Origin of the sequence: Streptomyces sp. NPDC048481 (assembly GCF_043200075.1) — a bacterium.
GTDB lineage: Bacteria > Actinomycetota > Actinomycetes > Streptomycetales > Streptomycetaceae > Streptomyces.
Genome location: NZ_JBICXC010000001.1, coordinates 628,044 through 643,119, shown reverse-complemented (window position 1 = coordinate 643,119; position 15,076 = coordinate 628,044). Strand labels below are relative to the sequence as shown.

Here is a 15,076-nt window from a genome sequence, read left to right as displayed (position 1 = left end):
TGCACCCCCGTTGCCTGACCGTCACGAGTGTTTTCCGGCGGTTCACGGCGGCCCCGGCCCCGGTGTGAGACGGCGGCGCGGGAGCGGGGGTCGAGAGGGGCGCACGGCACGGGTGCACGACGAGGGCGCGCGGGTGCGCGGTGCGGCGCGGGGTGTGACGTGCGGCGCGGGCGCGAACCGGATCACCGCCGGACGCGTCTTCCCGGACCGAAGGGCCGTTCGGCCCGCCGGAGCGCCACACCCTGGGGGACGCCGTATGAACATCCGTCGGCCGCGGTTGCCGCGCACGCGCGCGGGCCGGCGTCGCTCGGTGCAGGCCGTGATGGCCGGGTGCGTGCTGGCGCTGCTGCCGGCCACCTGGCTGTACGTGTCCACGGCCGGACGGCTGGGCACCACCGCGGACGCGCCGCGCACCGAGGTCGCCGTGGTCTTCGGCGCCGGGCTGTGGGACGGCGAGCCGTCGCCCTACCTCGCCCACCGGCTGGACGCGGCGGCGAAGCTGTACCGCGCGGGGCGCATCCGGGTCGTTCTCGTCACCGGCGACAACAGCCGTGAGGACTACGACGAGCCCGACGCGATGCGCGCCTATCTCACCCGGCACGGCGTGCCCGACGAGCGGATCGTCAGCGACTACGCCGGGTTCGACACCTGGGACTCCTGTGTGCGCGCCAAGAAGATCTTCGGCGTGGACCGGGCCGTGCTGATCAGCCAGGGGTTCCACATCCGGCGCGCCGTCGCACTGTGCGAGGCGGCGGGGGTGGCGTCCTACGGCGTCGGGGTCGAGGCGAAACACGACGTGACCTGGTACTACGGGGGCGCCCGCGAGATCCTCGCGGCCGGCAAGGCGGCGCTGGACGCGGTGTTCGAGCCGGACCCGCGCTTCCTCGGTCCGAAGGAGGAGGGCGTGGCCCGGGCCCTCGGCTCCGCCGGGTGACCCGCTGCCCGGCGCAGGAGGGGCGTGCGGGACGGAGAGAGCGACGGGGACGGCGACGGCACCTCACGAGGGCCGGGAGGCGGCGGGGAGGGCACCACCACACCGCCGTAACAGCAGACGGCACAGGGCGTAACACGGCCGACGCACGCTGAAGCGCATGCGGACCGCCTCGACGCCCACCCACTGCCCGTACTGCGCCCTGCAGTGCGGGATGGCCCTGTCGCCTCTGCCCACGGGTGGCGTCGAGGTGGTCGAGCGGCCCGACTTCCCGGTGAACCGCGGCGCGCTGTGCGGCAAGGGCCGCACGGCGCCCGCGGTGCTCTCCTCCGCGGTGCGCCTGACCTCGCCCCTGGTGCGCTCGGACGGCTCGCTGCGGCCGGCCTCCTGGGAGGAGGCCCTGGACCGGATCGCCTCGGGGCTGGGCCGGATCCGGGACGAGCACGGGGCCGACGCGCTCGGCGTGTTCGGCGGGGGCGGGCTCACCAACGAGAAGGCGTACACGCTCGGCAAGTTCGCGCGGGTGGTCCTCGGCACCTCGCAGATCGACTACAACGGCCGCTTCTGCATGTCGTCCGCCGCGGCGGCCGGCGTCAGGGCGTTCGGGCTGGACCGGGGCCTCCCCTTCCCTCTGGAGGACATCCCGAGGACGGGGTGCGTGATCCTCGTCGGATCCAACCTCGCCGAGACCATGCCGCCCGCTCTGCGGTTCTTCGGCGAACTGCGCGACAACGGCGGCACGTTGATCGTGATCGATCCGCGCCGCACCAGGACCGCCGAACAGGCCGACCTGCATCTCGCGCCCCGGCCGGGCACCGATCTCGCGCTGGCGCTCGGCCTGCTGCACCTGATCGTGGCCGAGGGGCGGGTCGACGAGGAGTACGTGCGCGAGCGGACCGTGGGCTGGGAGGAGGCCCGCGCCGCCGCCATGGCCCACTGGCCGGAGTACGTGGAGCGGATCACGGGGGTGTCCGTTCCGCAACTGCGGGAGACGGTACGGATGTTCTGCGAGCCCGAGGCCGCGATGGTGCTCACCGCGCGCGGGCCCGAGCAGCAGTCCAAGGGCACCGACACGGTCGGCGCGTGGATCAACCTGTGCCTGGCGACGGGCAGGGCGGGGCGGCCGCTCAGCGGCTACGGCTGCCTGACCGGCCAGGGCAACGGACAGGGCGGACGCGAGCACGGCCAGAAGGCCGACCAGCTCCCCGGCTACCGCAGACTCGACGACCCGGCGGCGCGGGCGCACGTGGCCGGGGTGTGGGGCGTGGACCCCGGCTCGCTGCCCGGCCCGGGGCGCAGCGCCTACGAGATGCTGGACGCGCTGGGCACGGACATCCGCGCGCTGCTGCTCATGGGATCGAACCCGGTGGTGTCCGCGCCGCACGCCGCGCACGTCGAGGAACGCCTCGGCTCACTGGACTTCCTCGCCGTCTGCGACGTCGTCCTGTCGGAGACGGCGGCCCTCGCGGACGTCGTCCTGCCGGTCACCCAGTGGGCGGAGGAGACGGGGACGACCACCAGCCTGGAGGGCAGGGTCCTGCTGCGCCGGCAGGCGGTCGACGCCCCGGACGGCGTGCGCAGCGACCTGGAGGTGCTGCACGAACTCGCGGCCCGGCTGGGCGTGGAGAAGGGCTTCCCGGTAGATCCCGAGGAGGTCTTCGAGGAACTGCGGCGGGCCAGCGCGGGCGGCGCCGCCGACTACTCGGGGATCAGCTACCGCCGGCTCGCCGAGGAGAACGGCGTCTTCTGGCCCTGCCCGGCCCGGGGCGACGAGCCCGCGCCCGGCACGCCCCGGCTCTTCCTCGACCGGTTCGCCACACCGGACGGCCGGGCCCGCTTCGTCCCGGTCGTCCACCGCCCGAACGCCGAGGAGCCGGACGACGACTACCCCGTGCTGCTCACCACCGGCCGGGTCGTGGCGCAGTACCAGTCCGGCGCGCAGACCCGGCGGGTGGACGAGCTGAACGCCGCCGCCCCCGGCCCGTTCGTGGAGCTGCATCCCCGGCTCGCCGCGCGGCTCGGAGCGGCCGAGGGCGACCGGCTGGCGGTCGTCTCCCGGCGCGGGCGCGCCGTCGCCCCGGCCCGGATCACCGCGGGCATCCGCCCGGACACCGTCTTCATGCCGTTCCACTGGCCGGGCGAGGGCCGCGCCAACACCCTGACCAACCCCGCCCTGGACCCCACCTCCCGCATGCCGGAGTTCAAGTCCTGCGCGGTACGCGTCGAACTGGCCGACTAGACAGTCCCGTTGGGGCCGACGGCGATCGGCTGCGGTGTGCCGGCGGACGGGGGTTTCGGTCGGGTCACGGTTCGCGCCCTCCGTCCGGGAAGACCTGTACGCCGCCCGGCCCGCGTGATCTTCTCGGATCTCATGCACAAGCGGCCTCTGGGGAGGGGCCGCCGGGGGAGGGGGGAGCGCCGCCGTGCGCTCTGTCGAGAAGCAGCAGCAGTCGTGTCCGCAGTGCGCCGCCGTCGTCGAGGCGGACCCCAGGTTCGTCACCTGGTGTCCCGCGTGCGACTGGAATCTGGACCCGCGGCCGAAACAGCCGGACCCGGACCGGCTGCACAGGGCCCGCCGGGCGCTGGCCCGCAGACACGGCGAGAGACTCCTCGCCACGGTGACGGCGGGCCACAGCCTGCGCGCCCGGCGGGACGCCTCCTCCCTCCTCGGCTATGCGATCGCGCTCGCCGTGCACGGCCTGACCGCGGCCGTGGCCCTCGCCGGGGTCTGGTGCCTGGTGCGGGGGTGGGGCGGTTTCGCGATGGCGCCGGGAGCGGTCCTTCTCGTCATCGCCTGGGCCCTCAGGCCCCGGACGGCGAAACCGGCCGGCACGGGACCGGTCCTGCTGCGCGAGGACGCGCCCGCGCTCTACGCGCTGATCGACGAGATCGCCGCCGACGTGGGAACGCGCGGGGTGGAGCTGATCACGGTCGGGACGGACGTCAACGCGGCGGTCCTGCCCGTCGGTCTTCGCGGCCGCAGAACCCTTCAACTCGGCCTGCCACTGTGGGAGATGCTCGCACCGCAGCAGAAGGTGGCGCTGCTCGGCCACGAACTCGGGCACTACGCCAACGGCGACACCCGGCACGGTCTCGTCGTGGCCACGGCCTACCGCTCGCTCACCACCTGGTACTACTTCGTCGCGCCGGCCCTCTCGCCGACCCCGGTCGAGATGGCCGTCAACCTGCTGTACGCGGGACCGCGCCTGCTGCTGCGCGGAGTGCTGTTCGTGCTGGACCGCCTGATGCTCCAGGCGAGTCAGCGGGCCGAGTACCTGGCCGACCGCACGGCGGCGCACGCCGGGTCCACGGCGGCGGCGGTCGGACTCATGGACCGGCTTCTGGTGACGGACTCGGTCGGGCTTCTCCTGCGCCGCGAGGCCAACCGGGCGGCGATGGCCGGCGGAAGAGGCGTCCGCGAGGCCCAGGCTGGCGCGGACGGGATGTGGGAGCGGCTCACCGCCTACATGGCGTCCATCCCCGAGAGCGAGTACGAGCGGCAGCGCCGGGTCGGCGCCCTGCGCGGACACAGCGTCGACTCGACCCATCCGCCCACGCACCTCAGGCGCACGTCGCTGACGGCGGGCCCGTCGGCGCCGGCCGCGGTGGTGATGGACGCCGACCGGGAACGCCTCGTCGCCGCCGAACTGGCCGCCGCGCGCACCGCGGTGGCCCGTCGCATAGTCCGGGACGGCTACGGCGGCTGACACGGGGCACCCGCCAGGGGCAGCCGCCCGTCCGGGGCAGCGGCACGTCCCGGGCAGGCGAGCGCCGGCGGCAGGGCGGGTGTCGACGGCACGGCGGCCGTCCGTCACCGGCGGACGGCCGTCACCCGGCGCTCGTGCGTCAGGCGCCCGTCGTCCAGCCCGGGATGGTGGGGAGGACCTTTTGCGCGATGCGCAGCAGTGCCGCGTCGTCCGGGCGCATGCGGTCCTGGCGCCAGACGGTCAGCTCGTAGGAGCCGCCGCGGTCCTTGGGGTCGGGGGCGATGACGAGGGCCCGGGCGATGCCGCCGGGGCCGGACTCGGACTTGCCGCCGCCGAGGTTGAAGCGGATGGCGATGGTCTGGGTCGAGTAGAGCACCGCGGGGTGGCCCGCGATCGTCTGCGGCTGCGCCTCGCTCAGCAGGTCCGCCATCCCGCCGATCGGCATGCGGTCGTAGGACCGCGTCAACTGGACGGTGTAGGTGTCCAGTCGGACGGTCGCCTCGGGCGTCGGGATCTGCCTGCCGCCCGAGCCGACCGAACCGTCGCTGCCGTAGGCCGTCTGCGCGTGCTCGCCCGGCGTGCCGAGGAGCACCGGCAGGTCCGCACGGTTCAGGGCCCCGCACAGTTGCGTCCCGGAGACGCGGTGCGCCGCCTTGGCGACCGCGTCGGCCTTCTTGTCCGCCTCGGAGGCCGAGCAGGCCGCCGGTTCGTCCGCCGCCTTGGCGTCGTTCTTCTGGAGCACGAACAGCGCGCCCCCCAGCGCGCCGACCACCACCAGCGCCGCTATCGCCTGAGCCCACGGGTTCGGACCCTTTTCGGGCGCGGCAACTTCTTCGCTCATGTCCCCCACTGTCCCCATTGCCCCGGTGCTCCCGGCAACCCGGGACCCCCTGCTCGCGCCGGATGCGCGCGGAGGGAGCGTAACGGGTGCTCAGGCCGCGGGGAAGCGGGATTCCGCACCCCCGGCCGGGCGGGGCCGGGAGCGGAGCCCGAGGGAGAGGCGGAAGCCGCCCGCCCCCGGGCGGGGGACCGGGCCCGCTCCGGCCTGCGGCGTTTGGGGACGCTCCCCCGGGCGCCGCAGGCCGGCTCCGCTCGCGTCCGCGGGTCAGTTCACGTTGACGGCGCTCCAGGCCGCCGCGACCGTGTTGTACTCCGTGCTGCCCGCGCCGTAGAGGTCCTTGGCCGCGTTCAGGGTGGCCGCCCTGGCCCCGGCGTAGTTCGTCGAGGACGTCATGTAGACGGTCAGGGCCCGGTACCAGATCGCGCCGAGCTTGTCGCGGCCGATGCCGGTGATCGTGGAGCCGTTGGACGTCGGGGAGTTGTAGGAGACGCCGTTGACGGTCTTGGCCCCGCTGCCCTCGGCGAGGAGGTAGGCGAAGTGGTTGGCGACGCCGGAGGAGTAGTGGACGTCGAGGTTGCCGACCGAACTGCTCCAGTTGTCCGCGGACTTGCCGTCCCTGCTCGGCTTGTCCATGTAGCGCAGGGCGTCTTTTCCGAAGCCGGAGCGGACGATCTTCTCGCCGATGAGGTAGTCACCGACGTCCTGGCTGTTGGCCGCGTGGAACTCGACCAGCGAGCCGAAGATGTCGGACGTCGCCTCGTTGAGGCCGCCCGACTCGCCCGAGTAGGTCAGCTTGGCGGTCTTCGAGGTCACGCCGTGGGACATCTCGTGTCCGGCCACGTCCAGGGCGACCAGCGGGCCCATCTGGGTGCCGTCGCCGTCCCCGTAGGTCATGCAGAAGCAACTGTCGTCCCAGAAGGCGTTGTTGTAGCTGTTGCCGTAGTGGACGCGGTTGTAGGAGCCCTTGCCGTCGTTGCCGATGCCGTTGCGGCCGTGCACGTTCTTGTAGTAGTCCCAGGTCGCGTCGGTGCCGTACTGGGCGTCGACGGCCGCGGTGGAGCGGTCCGCGGCCGCGCCGGTGCCCCAGTGGTTGTCCGCGTCGGTGAACAGGGTCGCGGGGGCGCGGCTGAAGCAGATGCCGAAGATGCACAGGTCGGTCTTGTTGGCCGCGTCGCCGGTGTAGGTGTTGCCGCGCGTGGGGTCCTTGAGCTGGTACGTCGATCCCGAGGCGGTCGTCTCCAGCGGTACCGTGCCGCCGTACAGGGACTTGCCGTCGCCGGTGGCCGTCTCGATGGTGTCCCAGGCGTCGATCTGGGCGCCGGTGCGGGCGTCGGTGAGCACCGCGCGGGCGACCGGGTTGCCCAGCGAGTCGAGGCCGACGGCGTTCGTGCGCCAGGCCAGCCTCGGGGCGCCGTGCAGGGCGTCGACGACCAGTTCCGGCTTGGCCTTCACCTGCTTCAGCGATTCGCCCAGGTTGGCCGCGCGCAGGGCGTTGACGGCGACGTCGGCGGCCTTGGGCGCGGACACCTTCGGGGTGATGGTGGCCAGCGAGATCGCCGCCCTCGTCGCCCGGTCGGCGCTGCGGAACGCGCCGTCGCGGCCGAGGTGGACGACGAAGTCGCCCCCAAGGACCGGCAGCTGACGGTAGGTCCGGTCGTAGCGCACGTGCTGGGCGCCGTCCTTGTCGACGATCACGTCCCGCACGGACGTGCCCTGCACGGAGCTGAGGCCCAGGGCCGCCGCATGGTCGGCGAGGGCCGTCGCCGCGTTGTCGAGCGCGGTCGCCCTGGTCGGTCTGGCGGCCGCGTCGGCGGCCGGGGAGAGTACGGCGGCCAGGAGCGTGGCCGTGGTGGCGGCGATGCCGGCGGTGGCGAGACGGGAACCTCGGACGTGCAGCCGTATCCGACTCATCAGTGTCTCGGTCTCCTCGGGAAGGCGCCGTGGGGGGCGCGTGTGGGGCCGGCCCGTGACCGGGCCGGTGGAGGTGGCGCTGATGTCGTCCTGGCATTTAAGGGGGCATGACATGTCATGTCCATAGCGCATGCGCAACGGACCGGTGAGGAGCCCGTGAGGGGAGAGAATCGTTTCCGTGATCGCCCCCGAACTCCCCTTCTTCGTCTACGGCACGCTCCGCCCCGGCGAGGCCAACCACGACCTCCTCCTGCGCGGCCGCACCCTGCGCGAGGAACCGGCCCGGTTCACGGGCGCGCTGCTGTACGACGGACCGGGCTACCCCTACGCCGTCGAGGCGCCGGGCGCGGCGGGTACGACGGTCTCCGGGGAACTCGTGACGGCCCGCCCCGAGGAGTACGCCCGGCTGCTCGCCGACCTCGACCGGCTGGAGGAGTACACGCCGGGCGACCCGCGCAACCTCTACGACCGCGTCGCGCGCGAGGTGGTCCGCGTGGACGGCTCCGCGTCCGTGCGCGCCTGGGTGTACGTCGCCGCACCGGCCGTCGCCGCCGAGCTGCGGGCCCGCGGCAGGCCCATCGAGGGCGGGGACTGGCTGACCCGGCGGTGAGCACGGGCGGGGACCGGCTCCCCCGGCGGTGAGCACGGGCGGCGACCGGCTGACCCGGCGGCGGGCGCGGGCGGGGGCGGCCGGCGGTCGCCTCACCCGTTCAACCGCCCCGCGGAAACTTTTCCGCGCTCGGGTGCCGGTACGCCGGTGACCTGCTGAAACAGCGGCGCGGGAGGTCCGGGCTCCGCTGGACCTGACACCCATTCATCCCATTCCTGACACACCCTCAGCAAGCGCGCTAGCCGCGCGGCGACTTACCTCGGAAGGGCAGGGATTCCCGAACAGCTCGGAGGAGCACCGATGCGACGACGTACCGTCCGGCACACCCCCCGCCGTACCGCCCGTCGTCCGCTCCCCCGCACCGCCCGCCGCTCCGCCCGCCCGGCCGGCGTCCGCACGGCCCGCGTGCTGGCCGGCGCCGCGCTCGCCGTCGTCGCGGCGGCCGGGTTCGCCGCGCCCGCACAGGCCTCCGGCGTCCGCGCCGCCTCCCCCGGCGGGCAGCTGGAGGTCTACCCCGCCACCGCCGTGCCCGGCGGGCAGGTCTCGGTGAACACCGCGGCCTGCGGGGACGGCGGTTCGGCGGCGGGCGACGCCGGGGCGGTGGGCGCCGGCCGCTTCACGCTCGCGCCCGCCACGCACGAGGGCGAGGCCGTCGGACGGTTCCTGGTGCCGCCGAGCGCGCAGCCGGGCACCTACGAGCTCGTCGCGCAGTGCGCCGGTGACGGACGGCGGATCACCGGAGACCTGGTGGTCGTGCTGGCCTCGGACCGGCAGCCGGTCGCCCCGCGCGGAAGTGTCAAGACGGGGGTCGGCGGCGCTCTGGGCCCCGACCCCGCTCAGACCGCGGCCGGTGTGGCGGCTCTCGCCGTCGCCGCCGCGGGCGGTACCTGGCTCCTGCATCGCCGGGCGAGAGGCGACGGGATCTGACGGGCACCCTCCGCCGTCCGTCAGCCGGTACCGCATGTCCCCTCCCCCTCCGGGCCCGACGCCCCTCGCGGCCCGGAGGGGGCATGGGCCCCGTCCGACCCCACCACCGGCCTTCGGGAGCGAAGGCCGCGCACTCCCGGACCGGGAGCCATGCGGACGGGGAGACACACGCAGACCTCGGGACCACGCAGACGGGAGCGGCATGCGCAGGGTCGGCAACACCGCCATAGCGGCCGTCACCGCGGTCTCCCTGTGCTGCGGGGCATGGCTGCTGCACAGCGGCGCCGAGACGCACGCCCCGCCGCAGCCCTCCGCGGCCCAGGCCCGCTCCGACGGCCCGCAGCGGCCCGGCCGGTCCGCGCCGGCGCTGCCGCCCTCCGCGCCCGACCGCGTCCGCATCCCCGCCATCCACGTGGACGCCCCCCTGACGGGCCTCGCCCTCACCGCCTCCGGCAGCCTCGACGTCCCGCCCGCCGAGAAGGAGAACCTCGCCGGCTGGTACGAGGCCGGCACCACCCCCGGCGAGACGGGCACCGCGATCATCGCCGGCCACGTCGACAACGCCGACGGCCCCGCCGTCTTCTACGACCTGGGCGCCCTGCGCAAGGGCAGCACCGTGGAGGTGGGCCGGCGCGACGGAACGACCGCGGTGTTCACCGTGGACGCCGTCGAGGTCTACGGGACCCGCGACTTCCCCGACGCGAAGGTGTACGGGGCGGCGGACCGGCCCGAGTTGCGGGTGATCACCTGCGGCGGGGGCTATGCGAAGGCGACCGGCTACCAGGGCAACGTGGTCGTGTTCGCCCATCTCACCGGCAGCCGCTGAGGACCGCCCACCGATCGGCCGGAACCCTCACACCTGCGCCGGGGCCCTGCTGAGGGCAGCGTTCCTCGCGGGAAACAACGGTGATGCGGCCGGGTAACCTCCGCACCGCACGCTCCTGGACATGACCTCGAATTCGCGTGTGGTGGTGCTCGGCGCCGGCCTCGCGGGCGTACGTCTCGCCCGCCGGCTCGGCGAGCTGGGCGTGCCCGCGCTGCTCGTCGGCGACGAGGAGCACCGGCCCTACAACCGGGTCCTGCTCGCCGAGGTGCTGGCCGGCCGCTACTCCCCCGACGTCATCGCGCTGCCCGCGCCGCCCGGAGCCGTCCGCGCCAAGGTCACCGGCATCGACCGCGACCGGCGCGTCCTCGCCTGCGCGGACGGCTCGGAGATCGCCTACGGCACGCTCGTCCTCGCGACCGGCTCCAACCCGGTCCTGCCGCCCCTGCGCGGCCTGTTCACCCCCGACCACGTCCTGCCGGAGGGCGTCCACGCCTTCCGCACCATGGACGACTGCCTCGGCCTGTCGAAGGCGGTACGGCCGGGCGTACGGGCGGTCGTCATCGGCGGCGGGCTCCTCGGCGTCTCCGCGGCCCGCGCGCTCGCGGTGCGCGGCGCCCAGGTCGTCCTCGCCCAGCAGGCCGAGCGCCTCATGGAACGCCAGCTCGACCCCGGCGCCTCCCGGCTGGTGCGGCGGCATCTCACCGACCTCGGCGTCGAGGTGCACACCGAGTGCCGGGTGCGCGACGTGCGCTGCCTCGGCGGCGCCGTCCGGTCGGTCGAGATGGCCGACGGCTACGCCCTCGACGCCGATCTGGTGGTGCTGGCCTGCGGGGTCTCTCCGCGCGCCGGACTCGCCAGGGACGCCGGGATCGCCGTCCACAAGGGCGTCCTCGTCGACGACGAACTGCGCACGTCGGACCCGCACGTGCGGGCGGTCGGCGACTGCGCGCAGCACGACGGGACCGTGTACGGTCTCGCCGCCCCCGCGCTGGAACAGGCCGACGTGCTCGCCGCGTCCCTGGCCGGCGACCCGGACGCCCGCTACACCGGCACCCGCGCCCTCACCCGGCTCACCCTGGCCGGGGGCGGCGCCCTGGGCCCCGCCGGGAACAGCGCCTTCGACCTCGCCGCGTTCGGCGAGACCGAGCCCCGCCCGGGCGACGACGTCGTGCAGCTCGCCGACGCCACCCGCGGCACCTACCGCAAGGTCGTCGTCCGCGACGACCGCCTGGTCGGCGGGGTCCTCGTCGGCGAACTCGGCACCGTCGGCGCGCTGGCGCGCGCCTGGGAGGGAGCAGAGCCGCTCCCCTCCGACGGCGGCCCCCTGCTCCACCTGCTCACCAACGACGGAGGCACCTGATGACCGCCACTGAGGGGGCCACCCCCACGATCGTGCTCGTCGGCCACGGCATGGTCGGCCAGCGCTTCCTCGAAGCGATCGCCGAGCGCGGCCTGACCGCCACCCACCGCGTGGTCGTGCTGTGCGAGGAACCACGGCCCGCATACGACCGCGTGGCGCTGACCTCGTACTTCTCGGGCAGGACGGCCGAGGATCTGTCGATGACCGACATGGCGTTCATCGAGACGCACGGCATCGAGCTGTACGTCGGCGACCCGGCCGAGACCGTCGACCGCGAGGCGCGGAAGGTCGTCGCCCGCTCCGGGCGGGTCTTCGCGTACGACACGCTCGTCCTCGCCACCGGCTCCTTCCCCTTCGTCCCGCCCGTCCCCAACAAGGACGCCGAGGGCTGCTTCGTCTACCGCACCATCGACGACCTGCTGGCCATCGAGAAGTACGCCGAGACCGCGACGACCGGCGCCGTGGTCGGCGGCGGACTGCTCGGCCTGGAGGCCGCGGGCGCCCTCAAGGGCCTCGGACTGACCTCCCACATCGTGGAGTTCGCGCCCCGCCTGATGCCCGTCCAGGTCGACGCGGGCGGCGGCGCGGCCCTGCTGCGCACCATCGAGGACATGGGCCTGACCGTCCACACGGGCGTGGGCACCCAGGAGATCGTGGTCGGCGAGTCCGGCGCGGTCACCGGCATGCGCCTCTCCGACGGCTCCGAACTCGCCACCGACCTCGTCGTGTTCAGCGCCGGCGTCCGCCCCCGCGACCAGCTCGCCCGCGACTGCGGCCTGACCGTGGGCGAACGCGGCGGCATCACCGTCGACGAGCAGTGCCGCACCGTCACCGACCCGCACGTCTTCGCCATCGGCGAGTGCGCCCTGGCCGCCGACGGACGCGTCTACGGCCTCGTCGCCCCCGGCTACGAGCAGGCCGAGACGGCCGCCGCGGCCATCGCCGACGACGAGTCGGAGCAGCTGACCTTCACCGGCGCCGACCTCTCCACCAAGCTCAAGCTGCTCGGCGTGGACGTCGCCTCCTTCGGCGACGCGCACGGCACCGCCGAGGACTGCCTGGACGTCGTCTACTCCGACTCCCGCGCCGGCCTGTACAAGAAGCTGGTCATCGGCCGCGACGGCACCCTGCTCGGCGGCATCCTGGTCGGCGACGCCGACGCCTACGGCACCCTGCGCGCCTTCACCGGATCCGTGCCGCCCGTCGCCCCCGAATCGCTCGTCCTGCCGGCCGGCGCGGGAGAGTCCGTGCAGCTCGGCCCGTCCGCGCTGCCCGACGAGGCGATCGTCTGCTCCTGTCACAACGTGTCGAAGGGCACGATCCGCGGCGCCGTCACCGAGCACTCCTGCACGACCGTGCCCGAGGTGAAGAAGTGCACCAAGGCCGGTACCGGCTGCGGCAGTTGCGTCAAGGTCCTCGGCCAGCTGGTCACCGCCGAGCTGGAGGCGAGCGGCGTCCAGGTCGACAAGGGCCTGTGCGGCTGCTTCTCGCAGACCCGCGAGGAGCTGTACGAGATCGTCCTCGCCCTGCGCATCAACACCTACCAGGACCTGCTGGACCGCTACGGCCGCGACGGCGCCCGCGGCGGCGACGGCTGCGACGTCTGCAAGCCCGCGATCGGCTCGATCATCGCGTCCCTCGCCCCGAGCATCGGCGCGAGCGGCTACGTCCTGGACGGCGAGCAGGCCGCGCTCCAGGAGACCAACGACCACTTCCTCGCCAACCTCCAGAAGAACGGCTCCTACTCGGTCGTGCCGCGCATCCCCGGCGGCGAGATCACCCCCGAGGGTCTGATCGTGATCGGCGAGATCGCCCGCGACTTCGGTCTCTACACGAAGATCACCGGCGGTCAGCGCATCGACATGTTCGGCGCACGCGTCGAGCAGCTCCCGCTGATCTGGACCCGCTTGGTGGACGCCGGCTTCGAGTCGGGCCACGCCTACGGCAAGTCGCTGCGCACGGTGAAGTCCTGCGTCGGCCAGACCTGGTGCCGCTACGGCGTCCAGGACTCCGTCCGCATGGCCATCGACCTGGAGCTGCGCTACCGCGGGCTGCGCTCCCCGCACAAGCTCAAGTCCGCGGTCTCCGGCTGCGCCCGCGAGTGCGCCGAGGCCCAGTCGAAGGACTTCGGCGTCATCGCCACCTCCAACGGCTGGAACCTCTACGTCGGCGGCAACGGCGGCGCCACCCCGCGCCACGCCGACCTCCTCGCCCAGGACCTTTCGGACGCCGAACTCATCCGCCTGATCGACCGGTTCCTGATGTTCTACATCCGCACCGCCGACCGCCTGGAGCGCACCTCGACCTGGCTGGAGCGCATCCCCGGCGGCCTCGACCACGTCCGCGACGTGGTGGTGGAGGACTCACTCGGCATCTGCGAGGAGCTGGAGTCCCTGATGACGACGCACGTCGCGCACTACGCCGACGAATGGGCGACCACCATCAACGACCCCGAGAAGCTGGCCCGGTTCGTGTCCTTCGTCAACGCCCCGGACACCCCCGACCCCGTCGTCGGCTTCGTCCCCGAACGCGAGCAGATCAAGCCCGACCTGCCGCTGCTGACCATCGGCCACCGTCCCCTGGAAGGGAGCGCCCAGCGATGACCCTGGCACCCGAGACCACCGACCTGAAGGTCCAGCTCCGGCTGGAGGAGGGCGGACCGGACTGGTTCACGGTCTGCGACCTGAGCCGGCTCGTCCCCGGCCGCGGCGTGGCCGCCCTGCTGCCCGACGGCCGTCAGGTCGCCCTCTTCCGCGACCGCTCCGGCACGCTGTACGCCGTCGACAACCGCGACCCGTTCACCGGCGCGGCGGTCCTCTCCCGGGGCCTGACCGGCACCCACCAGGGCCGCCCGTTCGTCGCCTCCCCGCTCCTCAAGCAGCGGTTCGACCTGGTGAGCGGGGAGTGCCTGGACGACGACACGGTGCGCGTCGCCGTCTACGAGGTACGCACCGCGGACCACACCCCCGCGCCCGCGCTCAGCGCGTGAGGGCGTCGTAGGACACGCCGGTCAGCTGCTCGGAGGCGGTCCACAGCCGTCGCCCCGCCCGGTCGTCGAGGGTCCAGGGCGCCCGCCACGACGGTGCGGGCGCCCCGCGCCACATCGCGACCGACGGCCCGGTGAACGAGTCCGGGCGGACACCGGGCGCGGTCGCCGCGTAGAGCGTGGGCAGCGCCCCGGCCTCGGCGGGCTGGGCCACCACCCTGTTCCCGAGCGCCATCAGCCGCTCGGCGCCCCGACGCCCCTCCGCGAGCGGCCCGGCCGTCTGGAGGTTCGTGGCCGCGTACCCCGGGTGCGCGGCCGCCGCGACGATCTCCGCCCCGGCCGCCTCGATCCTGCGCGCCAGTTCGTGCGTGAAGAGCAGGTTGGCCGTCTTGGACCGCCCGTAGGCCCCCCAACGCCGGTACCGCCGCTCGGAGTTGAGATCACGCGGATCGATGTTGCCGAGCAGGTGCGCCATGCTTGAGACGGTCACCACGCGCGCCCCTTCCGGGCCCTTCGCGGCTTCGAGCAGCGCCGGCAGCAGCAGTCCCGTGAGGGCGAAGTGCCCGAGGTGGTTCACCCCGAACTGCGTCTCGAACCCGTCGGCGGTGGAACCGTACGGCATGGCCATGACCCCGGCGTTGTTGACGAGCAGGTCGAGCCGCTCGCACGGCAGCGCGTTCGCGAACTCCCGCACGGAGGCGAGATCCCCGAGATCCAGCCGCCCGAACTCCACCTCCGCGCCGGGCACCTCCTCCCGCAACCGCGCCACGGCCTCCGACCCCCGCGCCTCGCTGCGACAGGCGAGCACGACCCGCGCACCCCTGCGGGCCAGCTCCCGCGAAGTGACGTACCCGAGCCCGCTGTTGGCGCCGGTGACGACGGCGACACGACCGCCCTGATCCGGCATGTCACGCACGCTCCAGCCCGCCATGGCCGGACTCCCTCCGCAGTCTGCGGTGCAGCCTACGACCCCCTCC

Annotated in this window: 12 protein-coding genes; 9 read left to right on the top strand and 3 right to left on the bottom strand. The window is 74.0% G+C overall.

Features of this window, described 5'->3' with window-relative positions:
- Nucleotides 1-256: 256 nt before the first annotated feature.
- The 3 genes from ACGFSH_RS02680 (at nt 257) to ACGFSH_RS02670 (ending at nt 4,638) form a co-directional block, all read left to right on the top strand.
- Nucleotides 257-934: a vancomycin high temperature exclusion protein gene (locus ACGFSH_RS02680; protein ID WP_393344233.1), complete on the top strand. Its 678-nt coding sequence runs from the start codon at nt 257-259 to the stop codon at nt 932-934.
- A 157-nt stretch (nt 935-1,091) separates the two neighbouring features.
- On the top strand, nt 1,092-3,170 hold the full coding sequence (locus ACGFSH_RS02675) for a molybdopterin oxidoreductase family protein (RefSeq protein WP_393344231.1): 2,079 nt from the start codon (nt 1,092-1,094) through the stop codon (nt 3,168-3,170).
- A 184-nt stretch (nt 3,171-3,354) separates the two neighbouring features.
- Entirely contained in the window at nt 3,355-4,638 is a 1,284-nt protein-coding gene (locus tag ACGFSH_RS02670) for a M48 family metallopeptidase (protein ID WP_393344229.1), read from the top strand.
- A gap of 139 nt (nt 4,639-4,777) precedes the next feature.
- Here the strand turns inward: ACGFSH_RS02670 and ACGFSH_RS02665 are convergent, their stop codons facing one another.
- Together ACGFSH_RS02665 and ACGFSH_RS02660 are read right to left on the bottom strand one after the other, a co-directional pair.
- Nucleotides 4,778-5,479 (bottom strand): DUF6215 domain-containing protein, encoded by a 702-nt coding sequence (locus ACGFSH_RS02665; RefSeq protein WP_393344227.1) that lies wholly within the window; start codon nt 5,477-5,479, stop codon nt 4,778-4,780.
- A 264-nt stretch (nt 5,480-5,743) separates the two neighbouring features.
- The gene (locus ACGFSH_RS02660; protein WP_393344225.1) at nt 5,744-7,390 is read right to left on the bottom strand and encodes a M4 family metallopeptidase; all 1,647 of its coding nucleotides are present in this window, start codon (nt 7,388-7,390) and stop codon (nt 5,744-5,746) included.
- Between the two features lie 178 nt (nt 7,391-7,568).
- Between ACGFSH_RS02660 and ACGFSH_RS02655 the strand changes: the two genes are divergently transcribed.
- The 6 genes from ACGFSH_RS02655 (at nt 7,569) to nirD (ending at nt 14,102) form a co-directional block, all read left to right on the top strand.
- Nucleotides 7,569-8,000: a gamma-glutamylcyclotransferase family protein gene (locus ACGFSH_RS02655; RefSeq protein WP_393344223.1), complete on the top strand. Its 432-nt coding sequence runs from the start codon at nt 7,569-7,571 to the stop codon at nt 7,998-8,000.
- 300 nt (nt 8,001-8,300) lie between these two features.
- Nucleotides 8,301-8,927, top strand: a complete 627-nt coding sequence (locus tag ACGFSH_RS02650) for a hypothetical protein (protein ID WP_393344221.1) — start codon at nt 8,301-8,303, stop codon at nt 8,925-8,927.
- A gap of 202 nt (nt 8,928-9,129) precedes the next feature.
- Complete coding sequence (locus ACGFSH_RS02645; protein ID WP_393344219.1) at nt 9,130-9,753, top strand: class F sortase; 624 nt, start codon at nt 9,130-9,132, stop codon at nt 9,751-9,753.
- Nucleotides 9,754-9,874: 121 nt separating this feature from the next.
- Nucleotides 9,875-11,113 carry an NAD(P)/FAD-dependent oxidoreductase gene (locus ACGFSH_RS02640; RefSeq protein ID WP_393344217.1) on the top strand — a complete coding sequence of 413 codons (1,239 nt, stop codon included), beginning with the start codon at nt 9,875-9,877 and terminating at the stop codon, nt 11,111-11,113.
- Nucleotides 11,113-13,716, top strand: a complete 2,604-nt coding sequence (gene nirB / locus ACGFSH_RS02635) for a nitrite reductase large subunit NirB (RefSeq protein WP_393344215.1) — start codon at nt 11,113-11,115, stop codon at nt 13,714-13,716. The genes ACGFSH_RS02640 and nirB overlap by 1 nt, the downstream gene beginning before the upstream one ends.
- Nucleotides 13,713-14,102: a nitrite reductase small subunit NirD gene (gene nirD, locus ACGFSH_RS02630; RefSeq protein WP_393344213.1), complete on the top strand. Its 390-nt coding sequence runs from the start codon at nt 13,713-13,715 to the stop codon at nt 14,100-14,102. Before nirB ends, nirD begins: the two co-directional genes overlap by 4 nt.
- Here the strand turns inward: nirD and ACGFSH_RS02625 are convergent.
- Nucleotides 14,092-15,030, bottom strand: a complete 939-nt coding sequence (locus tag ACGFSH_RS02625) for an oxidoreductase (RefSeq protein WP_393344211.1) — start codon at nt 15,028-15,030, stop codon at nt 14,092-14,094. The genes nirD and ACGFSH_RS02625 overlap by 11 nt on opposite strands.
- Between the last annotated feature and the right edge of the window lie 46 nt (nt 15,031-15,076).